18 protein-coding genes and 4 pseudogenes are annotated in these 19,992 nt (G+C 65.8%); 9 read left to right on the top strand and 13 right to left on the bottom strand.

Going from position 1 to position 19,992, the window contains the following annotated elements:
• Window positions 1-157: pseudogene (locus ACJH6J_RS17085) on the bottom strand (IS3 family transposase); the annotation flags it as partial.
• A 53-nt stretch (window positions 158-210) separates the two neighbouring features.
• Between ACJH6J_RS17085 and ACJH6J_RS17090 the strand changes: the two are divergent.
• The 5 genes and pseudogenes from ACJH6J_RS17090 to ACJH6J_RS17110 form a co-directional block, all read left to right on the top strand.
• Window positions 211-1,782 (top strand): annotated as a pseudogene (locus ACJH6J_RS17090) (thiamine pyrophosphate-requiring protein); the annotation flags it as partial.
• Window positions 1,782-2,234: a hypothetical protein gene (locus tag ACJH6J_RS17095; RefSeq protein WP_212814906.1), complete on the top strand. Its 453-nt coding sequence runs from the start codon at window positions 1,782-1,784 to the stop codon at window positions 2,232-2,234. The pseudogene ACJH6J_RS17090 and the gene ACJH6J_RS17095, both read left to right, overlap by 1 nt.
• Before the next feature lie 86 nt (window positions 2,235-2,320).
• A complete protein-coding gene (locus ACJH6J_RS17100) occupies window positions 2,321-2,944 on the top strand; it encodes a gluconate 2-dehydrogenase subunit 3 family protein (RefSeq protein ID WP_244872619.1) in 624 nt (207 codons plus the stop codon).
• Window positions 2,945-3,029: 85 nt separating this feature from the next.
• Complete coding sequence (locus ACJH6J_RS17105) at window positions 3,030-4,610, top strand: GMC family oxidoreductase (RefSeq protein ID WP_212814905.1); 1,581 nt, start codon at window positions 3,030-3,032, stop codon at window positions 4,608-4,610.
• A complete protein-coding gene (locus tag ACJH6J_RS17110; RefSeq protein WP_212812406.1) occupies window positions 4,603-5,751 on the top strand; it encodes an enolase C-terminal domain-like protein in 1,149 nt (382 codons plus the stop codon). The genes ACJH6J_RS17105 and ACJH6J_RS17110 overlap by 8 nt, the downstream gene beginning before the upstream one ends.
• A 566-nt stretch (window positions 5,752-6,317) precedes the next feature.
• On the opposite strand, the gene ACJH6J_RS17115 is transcribed toward ACJH6J_RS17110, so the two are convergent.
• From ACJH6J_RS17115 to ACJH6J_RS17145, 7 genes and pseudogenes are all read right to left on the bottom strand, one after another.
• Entirely contained in the window at window positions 6,318-8,147 is a 1,830-nt protein-coding gene (locus tag ACJH6J_RS17115; RefSeq protein WP_212812405.1) for a glycoside hydrolase family 15 protein, read from the bottom strand.
• A gap of 94 nt (window positions 8,148-8,241) precedes the next feature.
• A pseudogene (locus ACJH6J_RS17120) lies at window positions 8,242-8,781 on the bottom strand (short-chain dehydrogenase); the annotation flags it as partial.
• 13 nt (window positions 8,782-8,794) lie between these two features.
• Window positions 8,795-9,730, bottom strand: coding sequence for an IS3 family transposase (locus tag ACJH6J_RS17125; protein WP_212812404.1), 936 nt, complete (start codon window positions 9,728-9,730; stop codon window positions 8,795-8,797).
• A complete protein-coding gene (locus ACJH6J_RS17130; RefSeq protein WP_103850853.1) occupies window positions 9,727-10,017 on the bottom strand; it encodes a transposase in 291 nt (96 codons plus the stop codon). The genes ACJH6J_RS17125 and ACJH6J_RS17130 overlap by 4 nt, the downstream gene beginning before the upstream one ends.
• Window positions 10,018-10,062: 45 nt before the next feature.
• Window positions 10,063-10,560, bottom strand: a pseudogene (locus tag ACJH6J_RS17135) (SDR family NAD(P)-dependent oxidoreductase); the annotation flags it as partial.
• 12 nt (window positions 10,561-10,572) lie between these two features.
• A complete protein-coding gene (locus ACJH6J_RS17140; RefSeq protein WP_212812402.1) occupies window positions 10,573-11,196 on the bottom strand; it encodes a DUF4383 domain-containing protein in 624 nt (207 codons plus the stop codon).
• A 370-nt stretch (window positions 11,197-11,566) separates the two neighbouring features.
• Entirely contained in the window at window positions 11,567-12,052 is a 486-nt protein-coding gene (locus tag ACJH6J_RS17145) for a nitroreductase family deazaflavin-dependent oxidoreductase (RefSeq protein ID WP_061003490.1), read from the bottom strand.
• A 425-nt stretch (window positions 12,053-12,477) separates the two neighbouring features.
• Here ACJH6J_RS17145 and ACJH6J_RS17150 point away from each other — a divergent pair, with 425 nt between their 5' ends.
• On the top strand, window positions 12,478-13,113 hold the full coding sequence (locus ACJH6J_RS17150) for a hypothetical protein (protein WP_212812401.1): 636 nt from the start codon (window positions 12,478-12,480) through the stop codon (window positions 13,111-13,113).
• 22 nt (window positions 13,114-13,135) lie between these two features.
• On the opposite strand, the gene ACJH6J_RS17155 is transcribed toward ACJH6J_RS17150, so the two are convergent.
• Window positions 13,136-14,263: a cell wall metabolism sensor histidine kinase WalK gene (locus tag ACJH6J_RS17155; protein ID WP_061003468.1), complete on the bottom strand. Its 1,128-nt coding sequence runs from the start codon at window positions 14,261-14,263 to the stop codon at window positions 13,136-13,138.
• Window positions 14,263-14,997, bottom strand: coding sequence for a response regulator transcription factor (locus ACJH6J_RS17160; RefSeq protein ID WP_061003466.1), 735 nt, complete (start codon window positions 14,995-14,997; stop codon window positions 14,263-14,265). The genes ACJH6J_RS17155 and ACJH6J_RS17160 overlap by 1 nt, the downstream gene beginning before the upstream one ends.
• A gap of 137 nt (window positions 14,998-15,134) precedes the next feature.
• Between ACJH6J_RS17160 and ACJH6J_RS17165 the strand changes: the two genes are divergently transcribed.
• Genes ACJH6J_RS17165 through ACJH6J_RS17175 form a run of 3 tightly spaced genes read left to right on the top strand, consistent with a single transcriptional unit; the run spans window position 15,135 to window position 17,859 of the window.
• Entirely contained in the window at window positions 15,135-15,434 is a 300-nt protein-coding gene (locus ACJH6J_RS17165) for a hypothetical protein (protein ID WP_061003464.1), read from the top strand.
• Between the two features lie 48 nt (window positions 15,435-15,482).
• Complete coding sequence (locus tag ACJH6J_RS17170; RefSeq protein ID WP_082762302.1) at window positions 15,483-16,718, top strand: CaiB/BaiF CoA-transferase family protein; 1,236 nt, start codon at window positions 15,483-15,485, stop codon at window positions 16,716-16,718.
• A complete protein-coding gene (locus ACJH6J_RS17175) occupies window positions 16,711-17,859 on the top strand; it encodes a thiolase family protein (RefSeq protein ID WP_406804259.1) in 1,149 nt (382 codons plus the stop codon). Before ACJH6J_RS17170 ends, ACJH6J_RS17175 begins: the two co-directional genes overlap by 8 nt.
• Here the strand turns inward: ACJH6J_RS17175 and dmpG are convergent.
• Genes dmpG through ACJH6J_RS17190 form a run of 3 tightly spaced genes read right to left on the bottom strand, consistent with a single transcriptional unit; the run spans window position 17,856 to window position 19,938 of the window.
• Entirely contained in the window at window positions 17,856-18,863 is a 1,008-nt protein-coding gene (gene dmpG, locus ACJH6J_RS17180) for a 4-hydroxy-2-oxovalerate aldolase (protein WP_061003460.1), read from the bottom strand. The genes ACJH6J_RS17175 and dmpG overlap by 4 nt on opposite strands.
• Window positions 18,860-19,315, bottom strand: a complete 456-nt coding sequence (locus tag ACJH6J_RS17185; protein ID WP_061003457.1) for a hypothetical protein — start codon at window positions 19,313-19,315, stop codon at window positions 18,860-18,862. Before ACJH6J_RS17185 ends, dmpG begins: the two co-directional genes overlap by 4 nt.
• Window positions 19,312-19,938: a TetR/AcrR family transcriptional regulator gene (locus ACJH6J_RS17190; protein WP_061003486.1), complete on the bottom strand. Its 627-nt coding sequence runs from the start codon at window positions 19,936-19,938 to the stop codon at window positions 19,312-19,314. The genes ACJH6J_RS17185 and ACJH6J_RS17190 overlap by 4 nt, the downstream gene beginning before the upstream one ends.
• Window positions 19,939-19,992: the final 54 nt, after the last annotated feature.

Raw genomic sequence — 19,992 nt, forward strand, 5'->3', positions numbered from 1 at the left:
GGGCCTGCACCACCCAGCGCCGCACCGATTCCTTACCCACCCCAAGCTGACGGGCCACCGCTTCCGAAGCGGCGGTCAACGACGAGTACTCCTGCTGATGCTCGGTCACCAGCCGCACCGCCCGCTCACGCAAGGCAGGATCGATTTTCTTCGGCATGCTGCTCATCCTTCCGGACTCAAACAGCAGCGGCATCAAACCTGGGGCGGTTCAGCGGACCCGGCGCGGTGCATCTGCTCAACGGGCTCTATGACGCCAAGCTCGACCATGTGCCGGTGGTTGCCATCGTCGGTCAGACCGAGCGATCAGCGATGGGCGGCTCCTACCAGCAGGAGGTTGACCTAATCAGCCTGTTCAAGGACGTGTGCAGCGATTACGTGCAAATGTGCACCGTGCCCCAACAGTTGCCCAACCTGATCGATAGGGCAATCCGCACCGCGCTCAGCCAGAGCGCCCCAACCTGTCTGATCTTTCCGTCCGACGTGCTCGAACTCGACTACGAGCCGCCCGGACATGCCTTCAAGCAGGTGCCGTCCAGTCTTGGGCTGAGCCCCGCTCGGGTGGCCGCCGACGATGAGGCGGTACTTCAGGCTGCGGCGATCCTCAACGCCGGGCAGAGAGTCGCGATGCTGGTCGGCCAAGGTGCGCGCGGCTGCGCCGACGAGCTGACCGAAGTCGCCGACCTGCTCGGGGCCGGGGTAGCCAAAGCGCTGCTCGGTAAGGACGTACTGCCTGATGACTTACCGTGGGTGACCGGTTCGATCGGCCTGTTGGGTACCACGGCAAGTTGGCACCTGATGATGGACTGCGACACGTTGCTCACCGTCGGATCCAATTTCCCCTATACGCAATTCCTGCCCAAGCTCGACCAGGCGCGCGGTGTGCAGATCGACCGTTCGGGGCAGTGGATCGGCATGCGCTATCCGTACGAATTGAACATCGTCGGCGACGCCAAGGCGACACTGCAGGCGCTGATTCCGTTGTTACAACGCAAGACTGACCGCTCCTGGCGCGAGAAAGTCGAACACCACGTAGAGAAGTGGTGGAACACCGTCGAACGCCGGGCGATGACCACGGCCGACCCGATCAACCCGATGCGGATCTTCTACGAGCTGTCCCAGCGGCTGCCGTCCAACGCGATCGTCGCCGCGGACTCGGGTTCGTCGGCCAATTGGTATGCCCGCCAACTCAAGTTCACCTCGGGTGTGCGGGGATCGTTGTCGGGCACGTTAGCGACGATGGGTCCGGGGGTTCCGTACGTGATCGGCGCCAAATGGGCTCATCCCGACCGGCCGGGCATCGCCTTCGTCGGTGACGGTGCAATGCAGATGAACGGGCTCGCCGAACTGATCACCATCACCAGATACTGGCGGCAGTGGGCCGACCCCCGGTTGATCGTCGCGGTGCTGCACAACAACGATCTCAATCAGGTCACCTGGGAGATGCGCGCGATGGAGAACTCTCCGAAGTTCGCCGCCTCACAGTCGCTACCTGACGTCGACTACGCCGGGTTCGCGCGCAGCCTAGGTTTGCGCGGCGAAAACATCGACGACGCTCTCGAACTGGGGGCCGCGTGGGAGCGCGCATTGGCGGCCGACCGGCCAACCGTGCTTGATGTGGTGTGCGATCCGGATGTTCCGCCGATCCCCCCACATGCGACATTCGAACAGGCGAAGTCCTTGGTCATGGCAGTGCTCGGCGGCGATGACGACGCGGGCGGGTTCATCAAACAGGGACTCAAACAGAAAGTGCAGCAGTACCTTCCGGGCGAGAAGGACGCGTGATGCACCTCCTCGGGGAAGCGCTGTATGACATCAGGACCGGCCGTTTCGAGCGTACGCTGGCGGCGCTGACCGCTGTCGGCGCCGGCATCACTGCCGGTGAAATCTATTTCTCGCACGATGGCGCCAGCTTCGGCAACAAGATGATGTATTGGCCGATCGTCGTGCTGCCCACCGCGATCCCCGCGGGCGTGGCCGGGTTCTTCTCCCAGCGCGCGGCGCGCACGGTGCTGCCACTGACCAGCGCAGCGATCGTGATCAACGGACTGCAGGGCACCTACTTACATTGGCGTGGTATTCGGCAGCGGCCCGGCGGACTGACGAAATACAACATGGAGTCAGGTCCGCCAGCATTCGCGCCACTGTTGGCATCGTTGGTCGGCGGTATGGGCTTGCTCGCAGCAGTGCTGCGCCGAGAGAGCTTGTCGCTGCATCGAGACGGGGCTGACCACTGATGCCGTTTCGCCCACCGCCAGAGCACGCGGTAACTCCGCAGAGGCAAGGCCGGTTCCCGGGGTTTGATGTCCTGGATCAAGCCCACGTGTGGGATGCCGCGACTTCCGGAGTGGTGCTGGCACGGCTGACATTGCCAAATGCTCTGTCATTCTTCACCACTGACGAAGCGGGCATCGCTCAACCGATGCTTGACCTGCTACTGGGCCAAGACGGCGAACCGAGGGTGCCGGTACTTGCATTGATCGACCAACGACTCTCAGTGGGCGAAACCGACGGCTGGCACTATGACGATCTACCCGAGGACGGCCAGGCCTGGCGCGTCACCCTCGCACACCTCAACGAGGACGCGCAGGCCCACAGCGGCACCAGTTACACCGAATTGTCGCGCCGCAGCCAGGGTCTTCTGCTGCAAGACGTGCAGGACCTCGCTGCCGCCGGCGATCCATGGCACCGGTTGCCCGCCAAGCACGTCTGGAGCCTGTGGATGCGCTACGCCACCACCGCGTTCTACTCACATCCGTGGGCATGGAACGAGATCGGCTTCGGCGGCCCCGCCTATCCGCGCGGCTACCTCAATCCAGGCGTGAACGCGCGTGAAACGTGGGAAGTGGCAGACCATCTCAATAACGACCCGATCCCGTTCGCCGCGCGCATCGAACAAGCCCGCAGGGCGCACGACGACATCGCAGGAAGGTCGGCGAGTGGCTGACGGCCATGGGGTACGCGCGCGTAACGAATCCGCCTGGCTCATTCCCAACGATGGGTCACGGGTGAATCATCGGTTGCGCCACGACATGCGTCGCTATGACGACAGCGACGAGGTCGACGTGGTCATCGTCGGCGCCGGTGCCGGCGGTGCGACCCTGGCTCAGCGGCTGGCGCGGGCGGGCTGGCACGCCGTCGTGCTCGACGCCGGCCCGTTCTGGGATCCCGATACAGACTGGGTCAGCGACGAGCGTGCCTCGCATGTGCTGTATTGGACCGATCCCAGACAGATTGGCGGCGCCGACCCGGTTCCTTTGGGGTCCAACAACTCCGGGCGGGGCGTCGGTGGATCGATGGTGCATTACGCAGGGTACGTGCCGCGTTTTCACCCCTCGGACTTCCACACGCTCAGCGCCGAGGGCGTAGGCGCGGACTGGCCTATCAGCTATGAGCAGCTGCGGCCCTACTACGAGCAGATCGAGGCCGAGCTGCCCGTGGCCGGACAGCACTGGCCATGGGGCGACCCCCACGATTACCCGCACAGCCCTCACCCCGTCGGCGGCAACGGCATGGTCGCTCTGCGGGGCGCGGAGCGGCTCGGCATCCAGATGCGAGTCGGCCCGGTGGCAATTCCGAACGGCCGGTTCGGTAACCGGCCGCATTGCATCTATCGTGGGTTCTGTATCCAAGGCTGCAAAGTCAACGCCAAGGCCAGTCCGTTGATCACCCACATTCCCGACGCGCTGGCCCACGGCGCCGAAATCCGGCCCGACTGCCATGTCGCGCGCGTGCTCGTCGACGATCGCACCGGGCGCGCGACCGGCGTGGAGTACCTGCACGCCGGTGTCCTTCGGCGGCAACGCGCCGCCGCCGTCGTCGTCGCCGGCTACTCGATCGAGACACCGCGGCTCCTGCTGCTGTCCGCCACCCCCCGGTATCCCCAGGGGTTGGGCAACGACCACGATCACCTGGGTCGCCATCTCATGGTTCAGGGCGCTCCTCAAGTGGCGGGCCGGTTCAGCGACGAGATCCGCATGTACAAAGCGCCACCACCCGAGGTTTGCTCCGAGCAGTTCTACGAGACGGACCCGACCAAGACCTACCAACGTGGCTGGTCCATCCAGACCGTCAGTCCGATGCCGATCACCTGGGCCGAACATGTTGGAGCGCAAGGCCATTGGGGATGCACGCTGCGTGAGTACATGCGCGACTACGTGCATTGGGCGACCTTGGGTGCATTGTGCGAATTACTGCCGCAGCCTGACAATCGTGTGACGCTGGCCGACGAGAAAGATCGCCACGGGCTTGCCGTCGCGCATTTCGCCTACTCTCAATGCGACAACGACAAGAAGCTGATCAGGGCTGCCGGCGCAGTCATGGGCGACATTTTGCGCGCGGCCGGCGCCGAGGAAGTCATCACGATCGAGCGTTACGCCCATCTTGTCGGCGGGGCACGGATGGCGGCACGCGCAGAAGAAGGCGTCATCGACGCTGAGCACCGAGTGTATGGCGTCGACCGGCTCTATGTCGTCGACGGCAGCACGATGCCGACACAGGGCGCGGCCAACCCGGCGTTGACCATCATGGCGCTGGCCGCGCGCGCTGCTGATCTGATGGCCGACCACGCTGCATGCCGTGCGTCGAGTGAGAAGCGCTGTGCACGTGAATAACTCAACGATCGAGCATGTCGACGTCGAGGTCTACCGCGTCGGCACGCCGCAGGCCGAGGCCGACGGCACTTTGTGTTGGGATGCGACCACTGCAGTCGTGGTGCGGGTGCACGCGGGCGACACCACCGGTCTGGGGTGGACGTATAGCTCGTCCTCGGCCGCCGCAGTCATCCGCGAGGAGCTGGCCGCCGTGATCTGCGGCCGCGATCCGTTCGATATCCGAGGGGCGTGGCAGGTGATGCACCGCCACTGCCGCAACTTCGGCACGCGGGGCCTGGTCATGCAAGCGCTCAGCGCGGTCGACATCGCGCTATGGGATCTCAAGGCGCGGCTCTGTGACCTGCCGCTCACCGTGATGTTGGGCCAGGCGCGGTCGGCGGTGCCGATCTACGGTTCCGGCGGCTTCACGACCCTCGATGAGATCGGGCTCGGCGAACAGATATCGGAGTGGCGCGCCGCCGGATGCCGGTCGATGAAAATCAAGATCGGTCAAGATTGGGGAACCGCCGTTGCCCGCGACCTGTCTCGGGTCGAGCAGGTGCGGGAGCTTGCTGGTGCAGAGGTGGACCTGATGGTCGACGCGAACGGCGGCTACACGCTCGGCCAGGCCCGCCGTGTCGGCGCCGCTCTTGACGATCTGGGGGTGGTGTGGTTCGAGGAACCGGTCAGTAGCGACGACATTGCGGGTCTGGGCGTCCTGCGTAACGCGCTGCGCTGCGATGTCGCGGCCGGCGAATACGTCAGCGACCTCTACGGTGCGCGGCAACTGGCCCCCGCACTGGACTGCCTGCAACTCGACGCGACCCGCTGTGGTGGCTACACCGGCTGGCTGGGCTGCGCCGCCGTCGCAGCGTCCCGCAATCTGCAGGTTTCGGCGCATTGCGCGCCGGCATTGCACGCCCCTGTAGCCGCCTGCGTTACCAATCTGCGCCACGTTGAGTACTTCATCGACCACACCCGACTGGAACCAGTGCTCTTCAACGGCGTGCCCGCGGCAACTGGCGGCACACTCACCCCCTGCACCACCGAGCCCGGCCATGGCATGTCGCTGGCGCCCACCGCCAAGCGATACCGCCGATCACTGCAGGAGTTCACTCCGTCCATCGACCAAAAGAAACGTCATGAACAGCAACGCAATTGACCACGCGGTTTGCGGCAGCTCCACGTTTGGTTCTCGCAACCCATCGAAGAGCCCTCCGCCGGCTCGGCCACGAATACGCAGAATCGAACTGGCGCGCGCCGGTTGGGCGGCGGCGCTGCTGTTCGCGCCGCGACAGGTCATCGGGAACATCCATGACGCCAAGGTCGATGCGAAGAGTGTGCTGATCGCCCGGGCGCTCGGCGCCCGTCATCTCGCTCAGGCCGTGTCGTCTGGACTGCGGCCGAGCCCTGAGGTGCTCGCGTTGGGGGTGTGGGTTGACGCCGTCCATGCGCTGACTGCGATTGCGCTGGCGGGCGGCGATCACTCCCGCGTCCGTACGGGGTTAGCTGATGCGGCGGTCGCAACCACCTGGGCGGGCACCGGATATCGCGACCTTGTCGCCGCTACGGCAACCCCTCCTACGCAACGGCGTCGGCGAGATCACCTGGCGCGCATCATGCTCAGCATGATCCCAGGTGGAGACCCGCTGATGCGGCGGGCCAGCGCCGCCCGACCAGGTTCAGTTGGCGAAGGTCGACGCCATGGCCGCTCTGCGCTCGCGCGGCTCAGGCGCCGTCTTCGGTAAGCGCAAATGCGGCTTCGAAGCACAGCGCATGCACGAAGGCCTGCGGGAGATTGCCCCGCAGCTGTCGTTGCTTGACGTCGTATTCCTCGGTGAACAGTCCTGGCGGGCCGCACGAGGCGCGGCTGCGTTCAAACCATCGCACCGCGGCGCGGCGGTGTCCGTGCTGCTGCTCGGCGAGCGCCATCGCAAATCCGCACAGCAGGAAGGCGCCTTCGGTGTCACCGAGCCGAATTCCGTTGTGGCGGAATCGATATAGGTAGCCCTGTGAACTGAGTTGCTTGCGCACTGCGGCCAGTGTGGCCTGGCTGCGCGGGTCATCGGCCGGGACAGCGCCGCGAAGCGCGGGCAACAATAGCGCCGCGTCCACCCGTGGGTCACCCGGGGCACGTTGCCATCGGCCACTCGGGTGCAGGCAGTCGGTGTCGGCATCTGCGACGATCGCATCGGCGAATGCTGACCACTCGCCCGCCTGCTTGCGCGGGGCGATCTTGGCTATCGCGCGTAGCCCGGCGGCACAGCTCAACCGCGAATGCGCCCAGCGCGCGTTGTCGAGTTCCCAGATCCCTGCATCAGGTTGCCGCCACCGGTGCCTGATCGCGCTCACCGCAGCTTCGACTGCCGACCACAGTGTGCGGTCGAGGCGGTCGAGGCGGCCCGCTGTCGCCAACAATGACAAAGCTTCGCCGAACGCGTCGAGCTGGAACTGACGGTTGACCCAGTTACCGGTCTTGACCACGCCGCCACCCGGATATCCGGGCAAGGACAGTCGGTGTTCGTCGGGCACCAGGCCGCCGACCACCGTGTAGGCCGGTTTGAGCTCAGGGCCATCGGCAATGAGCCGTTCAGCGACAAAGCGCACTGAGCCGTCGAGCAGCTCGCCGGGCCCGGCAGCGGCAACGCCCAGACCGGCGTAGCACTGGTCGCGGACCCAGGCGTAGCGGTAGTCGTAATTACGCCCATGTTCGGCGCGTTCGGGAAGCGACATCGTCGCCGCTGCCACCATTCCGCCGCGCGCGCTGGTCAATCCCCGCAGCACCGCGTAGGCGTGGCACGTATCCCGGTCGGCCAGTGAGCCGGTGAAGACGGGCACCGCGGCGTGCCAGGCATCTTCGGTGGTGCGCCAGTATCGCTGGGGCTCAACAGGAGCTGCCTGAATCGGGCAGTCGGCGATCTCGAGCACGAGATCATGAGTACGGCCGGCGGGCACGATGATCTGCGCTTCAGCCGAACCATCAGGGAGAATCACGATGTCGGCGCCGGCATTCCAGCGGATCCGGAACCGTCCCGACGATGCGGCCAGCCCGCCCGCGAAGCGCTCATCAACGGTCATGGGCAGGGAGCCGAAATCCGCACGAACGTCGAGCCGAGCGCGGACGACGGCGTCGCCGTCAACGGCAATGATGCGGCGCAACACGACCGCGTTGTGCGGGTCGCCGGGAAACGCCAACGCTTCCCTGCATTCAATGATGCCGACGGTGCTGACCCAGCGCGACCGCCAGATCAGTGACCGCGGCTCGTAGTACCCGCCCCACACAAAACGGTTTCCGGCGGGCGTCACCGAATACCCTCCGGCGCCGCCGATGAGCGAGGAGAAGACGGCCTCCGAATCCCAGCGGGGAACACATAACCAGGCGTAATCGCCGCGAGGACCCACTACGACGCCTCGTTCACCGTCGGCCAATAATGCATAGTCGCGCAACACCTCTGGCGAACACAGGGCGGATGTTGCGTCGTCGCCGCGCCCCTGCGCGCCGGCACCCGATGGATCGCGACCGGGTCCGTCATCACTCACCGGCGTCAGATCATTCATGAGAACCTCCCCAACCGCTGCCCCCGGTTCCCGGTACCGGCACGCGCTCTAGCAGCGCGACGCTGCGATCGTCGACTTGATCTGGATCGTTCAATCAGCCTTGCCATATGCGGTACACGGCGGCGCTCAGCGCTGCGACACCAGCTGCGGCTACCGCAGCAGCGGTCATACCAGCGTGTTGCGACACCCACAGCTGTGGCGACACATCATGTGAGCGCGGGTCGAATATCCCGTGCGCTCCGTGGTCGGCGCCCGCCGCGTCATCGCGAGGTTCCCACAAGTTGTTCGGCCTGTCGGGCTCGACCGGTTCATCGGTCTGCTGGGATGCATAGCCGTTCCTCGCCAGGTAGCGATCCAAGAGTGCGGGAACACACCGTTGGCCCAATATTGTTGCGGCAGTGCTCATCCCGACCCAATATTGTTTGCGGCGAGGATGCTGTGCAGCGTAAAGAACCGCCCGGGCCGCTACCTCGGGTTGATAGATCGGCGGTACCGGCTGTGGGTGACGTGGCAGCCGCGACAGCACCCAGCTGAACTGGGGAGTGTTGACCGCAGGCATCTGCACAACGGTGATGTGGATGTTGCTCTGATCATGCATCAGTTCCGTGCGTATCGATTGTGGTTCCCCCGAGATCGTGGAGGGTTCCTTATGCCGCTTCCGGCGTGATGTTGGATTCCCTGATCTCGTAGTTGACCGGCGATAACCCATCGGCGGCGCTGTGCCGACGCTGGTGATTGTAGAAGGTGTAACACCAATCGATCACCACAGCCTGCGCATGAACGGTATCACGGAACATATTGCGGGACAACACTTCCCATTCCAATGAAGAGAAGAACGCTTCCGCGGCGGCGTTATCGAAACACGACCCCACACGGCCCATCGACTGCCGAATACCCAAGGTCCGGCACAACGTGGTGAACACCTTCGCGGTATAAGTGCTGCCGCGATCGGTGTGAAATATGACCCGTTCGGACTCCTCATCGCGCCAGATCGCTTGGCGGCCACCGCGGGCAGCTACGGCCATGTTGATTGCCGCGCACGCCAACTCGGCATCCGGGTGCAGTCCCATCGCCGCCCCCAACAACCGCCGACTGTAGAGGTCGATCACCGTCGCCAGATACAGCTTCTGCCCGCACTCGGTGGGAATCTCGGTCATATCGCCCACCCATTTACAGTTCGGCGCGGCCGCAGTGAAGTCCCGTTTGACCAGGTCAGGGAACTTCGGTGCCGTCTGGTCCTGGCGGGTCAGGCCACCCCGGCGACGGATCTTGCGGGCCACCAACCCCTGACGGCGCATCGAATCGGCCACCGTGTTCTCCGACACCTGCCAGCCCAGATCCCGCAGGTCAGCGACCAGCCGCGGCGACCCATGCAACCCCTTTGCTCTGACAAATGCGGTGCTGACTGCCTCATCGAGTGCCACGCGGCGCCGGTCGGTGTCGGTGTGCACCCCATCATGGTTGCCGGCCCGGCCAAGCCACTTATAGAACCACGACACACCAACACCCAACAGCGCGCACGTGATCGTATGGGGCACAAGGTATTTGGTCCTCTGGTCGGCGATGAAGCGTGCCACGCTCACTTCGTCGCCTCCTTCACCCACAGGACCACTGATCGCTTGAGGACATCACGCTCCATCCGCAACTCAGCCACCTCGGCACGCAGGCGCTTGAGCTCGGCAACATCGTCCTTGGACAGCTCACCGCGACCTTCCCGCGCTTCCCGCGCCCGGGTCACCCAGTTGCCCAGGGTGCCCTCGTTCACCCCCAGATCCCGAGCCACCGCCGCGATCGACTTACCCGTCTCCTCGACGATCCGAACAGCCCCCTCACGGAACTCCCGGTCGTACTTCTTCCGCTTCTCTGACATCGCTACTCCTTATAGCTGATGCCTCCACGGTCTCGGGGGAAGGTCAGATTCGGTGAAACCGTTGATGGCGTGCTTGGCGCCGCAGTACGCCGACTGTAGTGGGATGGCGCGCGCGCCCAGCGCCGAACCGACCTGCACGATTGTGCCCGCATCGTGTTGCCGCATCCGAGAGAGCGCGGCCATGGTGCCGTGCACATACCCGAGATAACTCACTTCGGTGACCCGACGGTATTCGTCTGACTTGATCTCGTGAAACGGAGCAAACACCGAGGTGAACGCGACGTTGATCCACACGTCAATAGGGCCGAAGGTCTGTTCGACCAGGGCTGCCGCGGCATCGACCTCGGCGTATTGCGCGACGTCGGTAGGAATGGCCAGCGCCTGTCCGCCGCGTTCCACCACGTCCTTCACTGCGCCTTCGAGCCCGGCCTGGCCTCGCGCGAGCAGCGCGACCTTGTCGCCGCGAGCCCCGAACAGTCGCGCTGCGCAACGCCCGATTCCGGCGCTGGCTCCGGTGATGACGACGGTCCGCGATGTTGTCATAAGCGGTCTCCTTCAAACTGGCTTCGGTGGTGCGGGGCTTTCTCGGCCGGCGATTGTTCTGGGGGACCTTGTGATGACGGGTTTAACCTTTGGGGTGTCGTTGTCGTCGGCATTTGCCGGCTGACAATCCGAGCCCGCCGATATTGCGGAAGATTGCGTGGCGTCCGGCACACTGAGGTCTGGTGTCTGCGTGCGCGGCCGTTTGATCCAGTCCGGCCCCTCGAGCGCGTCAGGAACAAGCCAGTACAAAATCGCGACATTTGCGGCGGCCACCAACCCGTGCACAATAATTTCTGGGGTGTGCAATCCCAACGGTCCCGGCTCGTGATGGGCGGCGGCGACGGCCCCCGCCACCATCAGCGCCACAAACATCACAGCGCCCAGGGAAGTGACCGCGACCGCGAGGCGACGGTAAGCCGCGCTTAACACTGCCAGGACCCCGAATCCGGCGAAAACGGCGCTGTGCCAAGGGGTCAACGCCAGCACCCATACTGGCGCGCCCGCCGCCCCCTCCTTGGGATGGGTTGCCAAGGAAACGAATCCAGCGGATCCGAGAAGGATCAGCGCCATGCCTTCGCCGACGAGGAACCACCGTCCTGTGCGGAAATGCCGCGGATTGCGGCTGACCTGTCGCATCCCTGCGGTGAGACGCCCGAACGGTCCTCTGGTGCGTGGCGACACAAGACTCAACCCTCGCTCGGTCGATCGCGGGCGTAATCTTCTAATGGATTGATCACCTCTCGCCAATACCCCGTCCTCGCTCTTATACGCATCAATCTCCAAACTCTCAGCGAGCGGACAAACCTGGGAACCTCGATGGCCACGCGCCGACTCTGGCCCTTTGCAATGTTCGTTCGGCTCATGACGCCGAATCCGTTGCGTGCGAGTGAGCGCAAGAACCCGCCATCAGCAAGACGCTGCTGCCCTCCGATTCGTGACAACGCCACGGAAGCAACATGTTTCGGTCCGTGACCTCGTATTGCCCTCGATCGGTGAGTCCATCTCGCTACAGGGAGCGCGGGATGAACCGGACGAATGGCATATGTCGCCCTGCTTCCCGGAAATCGGCCTCCGAACCATCGACCTCGAACCCCATGACCCGCGGTAGAAGGAACCTGGCCACCAGGCGGTGACGCGTCGCGTAGCGGGCAAAGATCTCCGCACCCTCATCTGTGTCCAGCGCTACCGCGGTTGCGGGCAGGGTGCGCCACCCCACGTCAATGACGACATCCGGACTGTGCATGACGTTCTGGTACCAGTCCGCAGTTGGCCCCCACCCCGAGGCGACGACAAAACTATCGTCAGCCGGATCGTGCTCGACGACCTCCAGCACCGCCTGACGTGGCTCACCAGACACTCGACCTAGGTGATGAAGCCGCATGATGCGCTCTGCGCACACCCAGCCAAGGTGGGCTCGGAACATATAGAGGGGCAGCCGATACAGCAGCCGGCTCAATCCGTCTGGAGGTCTTACGTGTTTGACGATCTTCACAACTGTCATCCTTTCCGCACCCGTGGATGCGCGTCATGGACAAGTGTCACGGCGTGCCGAATACCAGCCGACCGACGGACTCGTCACACACAATGCTACTGCAACTATTGCCTAGAGCAATTGATTGCGTCGCGACTCCCGCTGGTATCCGCCCATGTCGACACAAAGCCATCAAAGCAATTGCGCTGTAACGAAATAAGCTCCACTGGTCGAGATCGTCGCGCAGAAGGTAGTTGAGGTTCTTGGTCGTTGCAGAGTGAGGGCCCGGTCCGATGCGTTGGGGCCGGGCAAGGTGGCCATGGCGGCGGTCGTTCCACGCAACCCGGAATGCGCACTGCGGCTCGCCGCAATCGCGGAACGCCGAACTACAACCAGTGACGACGACTCGGCCCGACCAGTGGGGGAGTCCGTGTGAGAATCGGGGCATGGGGCGTGCAGGGGGAAAGGGCCCGATCGGCAGAGTGATCGGGACGCTGTTCGGGTTCGGGATGTTGGCGCTGGCGGTGGGGATCTTCCTCGGGGCCAAGGACGACCCGGCCGAGTTGATCAGATCGGGCGACGTGGTGACGCCCACCGAACGTGTGCACGTCGTGTATCTCGACCGATCGCAATCGAACATTCGTTGCACGGCAACGACATCTGGCGGTCAGGCCGAGCCCTTGGAGCCGTTCACCGGGGCTCACGACGAGAAGCGTTTCGGTGGCAAGCGGCTCTTCCTGATCCCCCGGGGCAAGTACCACCGCGCGGTCGGCGAGTTGCCGCTCGACCGGGGGCCGGTGACCGTGCGGTGTCCCGGAGCGAGCCGGATCTGGGTGAGTGCGCCGCCGAACGGCTGGTCGTGGCCGATTGTCGTCTTCGTCGTGATCGGGGTGGCGTGCCTCGTGGTGTTCGTCGTGGTGATGTTGCGCCGCCGGAGCGGGACGAGCGGGCCGTCGTATCCCGTACCGCCGCAACAGGGTTACCCCGGTTACCCACAGCAGGGCTATCCGGGCTACCCGCCGCCCGGCTATCCCAACCAGGGCTACCCGCCGAACCCCAATTACCCGAACTCTCCGGGCTAGTTGTGGTCGGGAGGCGTTGGGATCAGCCGGCGAGCGACGTTGCGCGGCTGGGCAATTCCACGGTGAACGTCGCGCCTGCACCGACCCCGGCGCTGGTCGCGGTGATCCGGCCATGGTGGACGTCGACAAGCGCCTTCGCGATCGCCAACCCGATGCCGGAACCGCCGTGTGCGCGGTCGCGTGCCGAATCGGCGCGGTAGAACCGCTCGAACAACCGCGGCAGATGTTCGGCGGCGATGCCGTCGCCGTCGTCGGATACCTGGATCTGCACCGAACCACCGGCGGGCGTTGCCGTCACCCGCACCGTGCCGCCGGCATCGGTGTGCCGCAGTGCATTCGTCAGCAGGTTGGCCAGCACCTGGTCGAGGCGCTGCGGGTCGGCCCAGAGGTCAGGTAGCCCCGGCGCGATATCCGATGTCAGCGCAACGCCTTTCGCGCGGTAGGGCGCGGCGAAGGCGTCGACGGCCGCACCGATCAGCGTCGCGGGCGCGACGGATTGGGTGTCGACGAGCGCCATGTCGCGTTCGGCGTCGGACAGCGCCCGCACGTCGGAGCTGAGCCGGGCAAGGCGGCGGGTCTGGTCGCGCAGGACGCCGATGGTCGTGGCGTCGAGAGGGTGGATGCCGTCCTCTATCGACTCCAGATAGGCATCGATGACGGAGACGGGCGTGCGCAGCTCGTGCGCCAGATCGGCCAGCAGCTGGCGCCGGGTGGTCTCGACCGAGCCGAGCTGCTCGGCCATGGTGTTGAAAGCGTCTGCAATGGCGTCGAATTCGGTGCCGAGATGCGGCGGTGAGACGCGGATGTCGTAGTTCCCATCGGCGACGGCGGTTGCGGCGGCGGCGAGTTCGGCGGTCGACCGGTGCATCCGTCGACTCAGATACCAGCTCAGTCCGAGTGCGGTCGTGGCGGCCACCGCGAGTGACATGCCCACCGAGACCGCGGTCGCCTGCCGGAACACATGCTCGTAGGGATGTGGACCGGTGCGCCCGGGGACCAGGACGTCCTGCATCACCTTGCGGAACATCGGCGGGCCGATGATGAGGGCGACGGTCGTCGTGGTGGCGATGGCCGCGACCACGACGACCGCGTTCGTGACGAGGAGCCGACTGCGGATTCCGTGCTTGCTGCGCGGATGGTGCTGGGCCATCAGCCTTCTCCCATCCGATATCCGACGCCTCGCACCGTCGTGACGTAACGCGGCTCGGCCGAATTGTCGCCCAGCTTGCGGCGCAGGTGGCCGACATGGACGTCGACGACGTTGTCGTTGCCGAACCACGATTCACCCCAGACCGCTTCGAGCAGCTGATGGCGCGTCCACACCTGTCGCGGCCGCGAGGACAGGGCCGCCAGAACATCGAACTCGGTGCGGGTCAGCATGATCGGGGCACCGCCGAGCAGAGTCTGTCGGCTGTCGGTGTCGATGTGCAGCTCCCCGAACACGCGTGGCGGTGTCCCCGTCTCGGGGACGGATTCGGGGGCACGGCGGGGCCGCCGCAACATGGCCCGAATCCGGGCCACGACCTCGCGGGGACTGAACGGTTTGGTGACGTAGTCATCGGCGCCGACCGACAGCCCGACGATGGTGTCGATCTCGGTGTCGCGGGCCGTCAGCATCACGACGTACGCGTCGGAGAACACCCGAAGCTGTCGGCATACCTCGATGCCGTCGAGGCCCGGCAGTCCGATGTCGAGGACCACGACGTCGGGGTCGAGTTCGCGGGCGGCGACAAGAGCCGACGGGCCGTCGGCCGCGACACGTACCTCGAACTGTTCGCGTTTGAGGTAGCTGGCCACGACATCGGCCAGCGCCGCCTCGTCGTCGACGACCAGCGCGCGCAGGCTCGGCGTCGGTTCAGTGCCGTTCACCTGCTCATAGTGCACCCGCGCAGTGGTGCGGTCGACCGGATGACCAGGTCAGCGCCGCGTTCTTTAACGAATCTTCATCGTTCCTCCGGGGAACCCTTGTCGGCCGATTCGAGTCTGGACGACGTCAGAAACCACCGTGAAGGGACATCGACATGATCAGCAGGATCGCCTTCTTCTCCACCGCCGCCGCGGCGCTGGCCGCTGCCACCTTGACCGCCGCCGGCCCGGCGCAGGCCGCCAGTGCGTCCGGCAACAACGGCGCCGACGTCGTCTCCACGCTGCGCAGCGAGGGCTACAACGTGCAGGTCGACGGGGCCCCGAGCGCTCCGCTGTCCGCCTGCACGGTGACGGACGTGCACGGGTTGCCGAATCCCGCGGACCCGACCCAGCGCGCGGACACCCGCATGATCAACAACGTCTACGTCGACGTGACCTGTGCGTCGGACTCCTGAGCGGGGTCGCAGCGCGCCGACCGGCGGTTACATGGTTATGTGAGGGGCGTGACCGAAGCGCAGTCGCTGCCGCTGGCCGGGATCACCGTCGTCGCGATGGAGCAGGCGGTGTCCGCGCCGATGTGTACGCGCGTGCTGGCCGACTTCGGCGCCCGCGTGATCAAGGTCGAGAATCCCCGAGGCGGCGACTTCGCCCGCGACTACGACGACGTGGTGCTCGGCCAGGCGGCGCATTTCGTGTGGGCCAACCGGGGCAAGCAGTCGATCAGCCTGAACCTCAAGTCAGACAAGGGCATTGCGGTGCTGCACCAGTTGCTCGACCGGGCCGACGCGTTCGTCTCCAACCTGGCGCCGGGCGCCACCGCGCGACTGGGGTTGTCACCGGAGGACCTCGGCAGGCGGCACCCGCAGGTGATTCCCGTCGAGATCGATGGCTACGGGCCGGGCGGACCCCTTTCCCAGAAACGTGCGTACGACCTGTTGGTGCAGGCGGAATCCGGGTCATGTGCGGCCACCGGCTTCCCGGGCATGCCGGCCAAGCCGGGTCCGCCCGTCGCCGATATCTCCACCGGCCTGTACTCGGCGCTGTCCATCATGGCGCTGCTGTTGGGCCGCGCCCGTGGTGTCTCTGTCGGTGCGGCGCCGTCGGTCGCGGTGAGCCTGTTCGACACGATGACCGACATCATGGGTTACCCGCTGACCTACACCCAGCACTCGGGCGTGAACCAGCAGCCACTCGGGATGGCTTCACCGGCCGTCGCACCGTACGGCGCGTTCGCGACGCGCGACGGACAGACCGTCGTTCTCGGGACGACCAACGACAGGGAATGGCAGCGCCTGGCCCGGGAGATCATCGAGCGGCCCGACCTCGCCTCGGACCCTCGATTCGCGAGTAATTCGGACCGCTGCGCGCACCGCGACGAGCTTCACGCCGACATCGGATCCTGGTGCGCTGAGCGCGATCTCGAGGATATTCAGCGAATTGCCGACGCCGCCGGCATCGGCAATTCGCGGTACAACCTGCCCAGTGAGGTGATCGCACATCCGCACCTCAAGTCCCGCGACCGGTGGCGTCAGGTCAGCACCCCGAATGGCCCCATCGAGGCGTTGTTGCCGCCGCCGGTGATCAGCGGCCTGGAGCTGAACATGGGGGCAATCCCCGGACTGGGCGAGCACACAGATGTGATACTCGGCGAATTGGGTTACCGCGCTGAAGATATCGCCGGCCTGCGGGCCGCCGGTGCCATCGGCGATGTCTATGGATCAGGGAGCGACCATGCGTGAAGTCGTCATTGTCGAGGCCGTGCGGACCGCCGTCGGCAAGCGCAACGGGGGGCTGGCCGGCCAGCATGCCGCCGACCTGTCGGCCGTGGTGTTGAACGAACTGATGGAGCGGTCCGGAGTGGCCCCCGAACTCGTCGACGACGTGGTGTGGGGCTGTGTCTCGCAGGTCGGCGACCAGTCGAGCAATATCGCCCGCTGGTCGGTGCTCGCGGCCGGCTGGCCCGAGTCGATCCCGGGCACGACGGTCAACCGGGCCTGCGGATCGTCTCAGCAGGCACTGGATTTCGCGGTGCAGGCAGTGATGTCCGGTCAGCAGGACGTCGTGGTGGCCGGCGGCGTCGAGGTGATGAGCCGGGTGCCGCTCGGTGCGGCCCGCCAGACCGGCGAGCCGTACGGGCCGAAAGCGCTTGCCCGGTATGACGGTTTCGGTTTCAACCAGGGCATCTCGGCGGAGATGATCGCGCAGAAGTGGGGTCTGTCGAGGGCCCGGCTGGACGAGTACTCGGCGCGGTCGCACGAACTCGCCGCGGCTGCACAGGATTCGGGCGCGTTCGTCACGCAGATCGTTCCGGTGTTCACCGAGGACGGCGGTGTGGTGCACGAGGACGAGGGCATCCGGCGCGGGACGACGGTCGAGAAGCTGGGTGGCCTCAAGCCGGCATTCCAGGAGGACGGCGTGATCCACGCCGGCAACTCCTCGCAGATTTCCGATGGTGCGGCAGCACTTTTGGTGATGACGCTGGAGAACGCGCTGCAGCTCGGCTTCACCCCGCTGGTGCGGTATGTCGGCGGTGCGGTGACGGGCGCCGACCCGGTCCTGATGCTGACGGGCCCGATCCCGGCCACCGAAAAGGTGCTGCGCAAGACCGGTGTGAAGATCGGCGACATCGGTGTCTTCGAGGTGAACGAGGCGTTCGCCCCGGTACCGCTGGCCTGGCTCGCCGACACCGGCGCCCGCGAGGCCGCGCTCAATCCCCTCGGTGGCGCGATCGCGCTGGGGCACCCGCTCGGCGCGTCCGGCGCGGTGCTGATGACCCGCATGATCAACCACATGCGCGACAACGGAATTCGCTACGGCCTGCAGACCATGTGCGAGGGTGGCGGCACCGCCAACGCGACGTTGGTGGAGCTGGTCGCTTAGGCGCTTTCCGTGCTGGTGAGGTCTAGTGCGATGTCGACCAGCATGTCTTCCTGACCGCCGACGAGCCCGCGCCGCCCCGCTTCTTCCAACAGTGTCCGGGCGTCGACGTCGAAGCGTTCGGCGGCAATCTCTGCGTGCCGCAGGAAGCTCGAGTACACGCCCGCGTAGCCGAGCGTCAGGGTCTCCCGGTCGACGCGCACCGGCCGGTCCTGCAGCGGCCGCACCAGATCGTCGGCGGCATCCTGCAACGCATGCAGGTCGCAGCCGTGCTCCCAGCCCAGCTTGGTGGCCGCGGCGATGAAGACTTCCAGCGGTGCGTTGCCGGCTCCAGCGCCCATCCCGGTCAACGACGCGTCGACCCGGTTGGCGCCGTGCTCGACCGCGGCGATCGAATTGGCCACTCCCAGAGACAGATTGTGGTGGGCGTGGATGCCGATTTCTGTTGCAGGGTCCAAGGTTTGGCGCAGTGCGTCAACGCGGTCGGCGACGTCGCGCATCGTCATCGCCCCGCCGGAGTCGACGACGTAGACGCACGTCGCGCCGTAGCTCTCCATGAGCTTGGCCTGCGCGGCGAGGACCGCCGGCGTGGCGAGGTGGCTCATCATCAGGAAGCCGACGGGGTCCATTCCCAGCTCGCGGGCGGCGGCGAGCTGGCGTGCGGAGAGCTCGGCCTCGGTGCAGTGGGTACCGACACGGACGACGGTGACGCCGGCGCGATGCGCGTCGCGCAACCGGCGCACGGTACCGATGCCGGGGAGGATCAGCGTCGCGATCCGCACCCGGGACACCGCGGCGGCGACGGCGGAGATCCACTCCAGGTCGGTGTGGGCGCCGAAGCCGTAGACACAACTGGACCCACCCAGTCCGTCGCCGTGCGCGACCTCGATGGAGGCGACGCCCGCGGCGTCGAGCGCCGTCGCGATGGCGACGGCCTGCGCGATGGTGTACTGGTGCCGGACGGCGTGCATGCCGTCACGCAGGGTTACGTCGCTGATGTAGATCATGTTGGGGCTCCGGCGTTTTGCGCGGCTACTTCGACGAGCGCGGTCACTCTGGTGCCCGCGAAGGTGCCGATTTCTGGGATGTGGATCGGGCCGATGCTCTCGAACTGCACGGCCTGCTTGAGCCGGAAGCCTGGCACCTCAGCGCTGATCCGTTGCACCGCGGTGTGGATGTCCCGTTCGATGGCAGCGTGATCGGCGGCGCCGTCGACCAGGCAGTAGACGGTGTACCGCGTCGCAGGGGAAGGGCTGAGCAGTGAGATGACCTTCGCATGCCGGGCGCCGACATTCTGTATTGCGGTACAGGTGGTTTCGATCAGATCGTCGACGCCGGCCCGGATGTCCGGACCGGCGGAGCACGCCGGAATCGATGACACGATCTCGGCGTAGGTCACACTTCCCGACTTCGCGACGGCAGCGATGATCGGCGCGGTGGTTCCGGCGGACGGCGTCATCGCACGTTCTCGGCGAGCATCCGGATCGCCGTGTCGTAGATGGCATTGGCGTGCATCTCGAACAACTCGAGCAGGTCCACCGAATCACCGCCGAGTTCCCTGGCGATGAACAGGCCGTCGGCGCCGGCGATGGAGTAGTTCACCAGCAGCCGGACCTGGGCGTCGGTGAGACCTGGGGCAAGCTCACTGAGTGCCGCGGTGAGCGAGTCGGAGGCCTGCGTCCGCGCTTGCAGGAACCGCGCACGGGCTCGTGGTTCCACGGGCCGGCGCTCCAGCGCCAGCATCAGCCCGAGGCGCAGGAAGTCCGGATGGTCGAGCAGGCCTTTCGCGAGCTGCCTGGCCAGTCCGATCACGCGTTCGCGGGGCTCGCCGTCAAGGGGGAGTTCCCAGACGCGCAGCCAGGTTTCGAAGCTGCGGTCGATCACCGCCGCCAGCAGGTCGTCCTTGTCCTTGAAGTGCCAGTAGATGGAACTGGCGGGGAGTCCGCACTTCTTGCTGACCAGCCCGATGCTGGTGCCTTCGTAACCACGTTCAGAGGCAATCTCGTTGGCGGCATCCAGGATTCGCTCACGGGACTGTTCGCCATCGGCGCGCTTGCGGCGGGTCTTGGGTGCTTCGGACATCTTCACTCCCGACTCTTGACTCTGTAGCGATCACTACATTACCGTAGCGATCAC

The organism is Mycobacterium sp. SMC-18, from assembly GCF_045310895.1.
Lineage (GTDB): Bacteria > Actinomycetota > Actinomycetes > Mycobacteriales > Mycobacteriaceae > Mycobacterium.

Bases quoted from the DNA above. Each gene is read 5' to 3' on its own strand.
- ACJH6J_RS17095 (WP_212814906.1), top strand. From the start codon at position 1,782: ATGCACCTCCTCGGGGAAGCGCTGTATGACATCAGGACCGGCCGTTTC.
- ACJH6J_RS17105 (WP_212814905.1), top strand. From the start codon at position 3,030: ATGCGTCGCTATGACGACAGCGACGAGGTCGACGTGGTCATCGTCGGC.
- ACJH6J_RS17115 (WP_212812405.1), bottom strand. From the start codon at position 8,147: ATGAATGATCTGACGCCGGTGAGTGATGACGGACCCGGTCGCGATCCA.
- ACJH6J_RS17130 (WP_103850853.1), bottom strand. From the start codon at position 10,017: ATGTCAGAGAAGCGGAAGAAGTACGACCGGGAGTTCCGTGAGGGGGCT.
- ACJH6J_RS17140 (WP_212812402.1), bottom strand. From the start codon at position 11,196: ATGCGACAGGTCAGCCGCAATCCGCGGCATTTCCGCACAGGACGGTGG.
- ACJH6J_RS17150 (WP_212812401.1), top strand. From the start codon at position 12,478: ATGGGGCGTGCAGGGGGAAAGGGCCCGATCGGCAGAGTGATCGGGACG.
- ACJH6J_RS17155 (WP_061003468.1), bottom strand. From the start codon at position 14,263: ATGGCCCAGCACCATCCGCGCAGCAAGCACGGAATCCGCAGTCGGCTC.
- ACJH6J_RS17165 (WP_061003464.1), top strand. From the start codon at position 15,135: ATGATCAGCAGGATCGCCTTCTTCTCCACCGCCGCCGCGGCGCTGGCC.
- ACJH6J_RS17175 (WP_406804259.1), top strand. From the start codon at position 16,711: ATGCGTGAAGTCGTCATTGTCGAGGCCGTGCGGACCGCCGTCGGCAAG.
- dmpG (WP_061003460.1), bottom strand. From the start codon at position 18,863: ATGATCTACATCAGCGACGTAACCCTGCGTGACGGCATGCACGCCGTC.
- ACJH6J_RS17185 (WP_061003457.1), bottom strand. From the start codon at position 19,315: ATGACGCCGTCCGCCGGAACCACCGCGCCGATCATCGCTGCCGTCGCG.
- ACJH6J_RS17190 (WP_061003486.1), bottom strand. From the start codon at position 19,938: ATGTCCGAAGCACCCAAGACCCGCCGCAAGCGCGCCGATGGCGAACAG.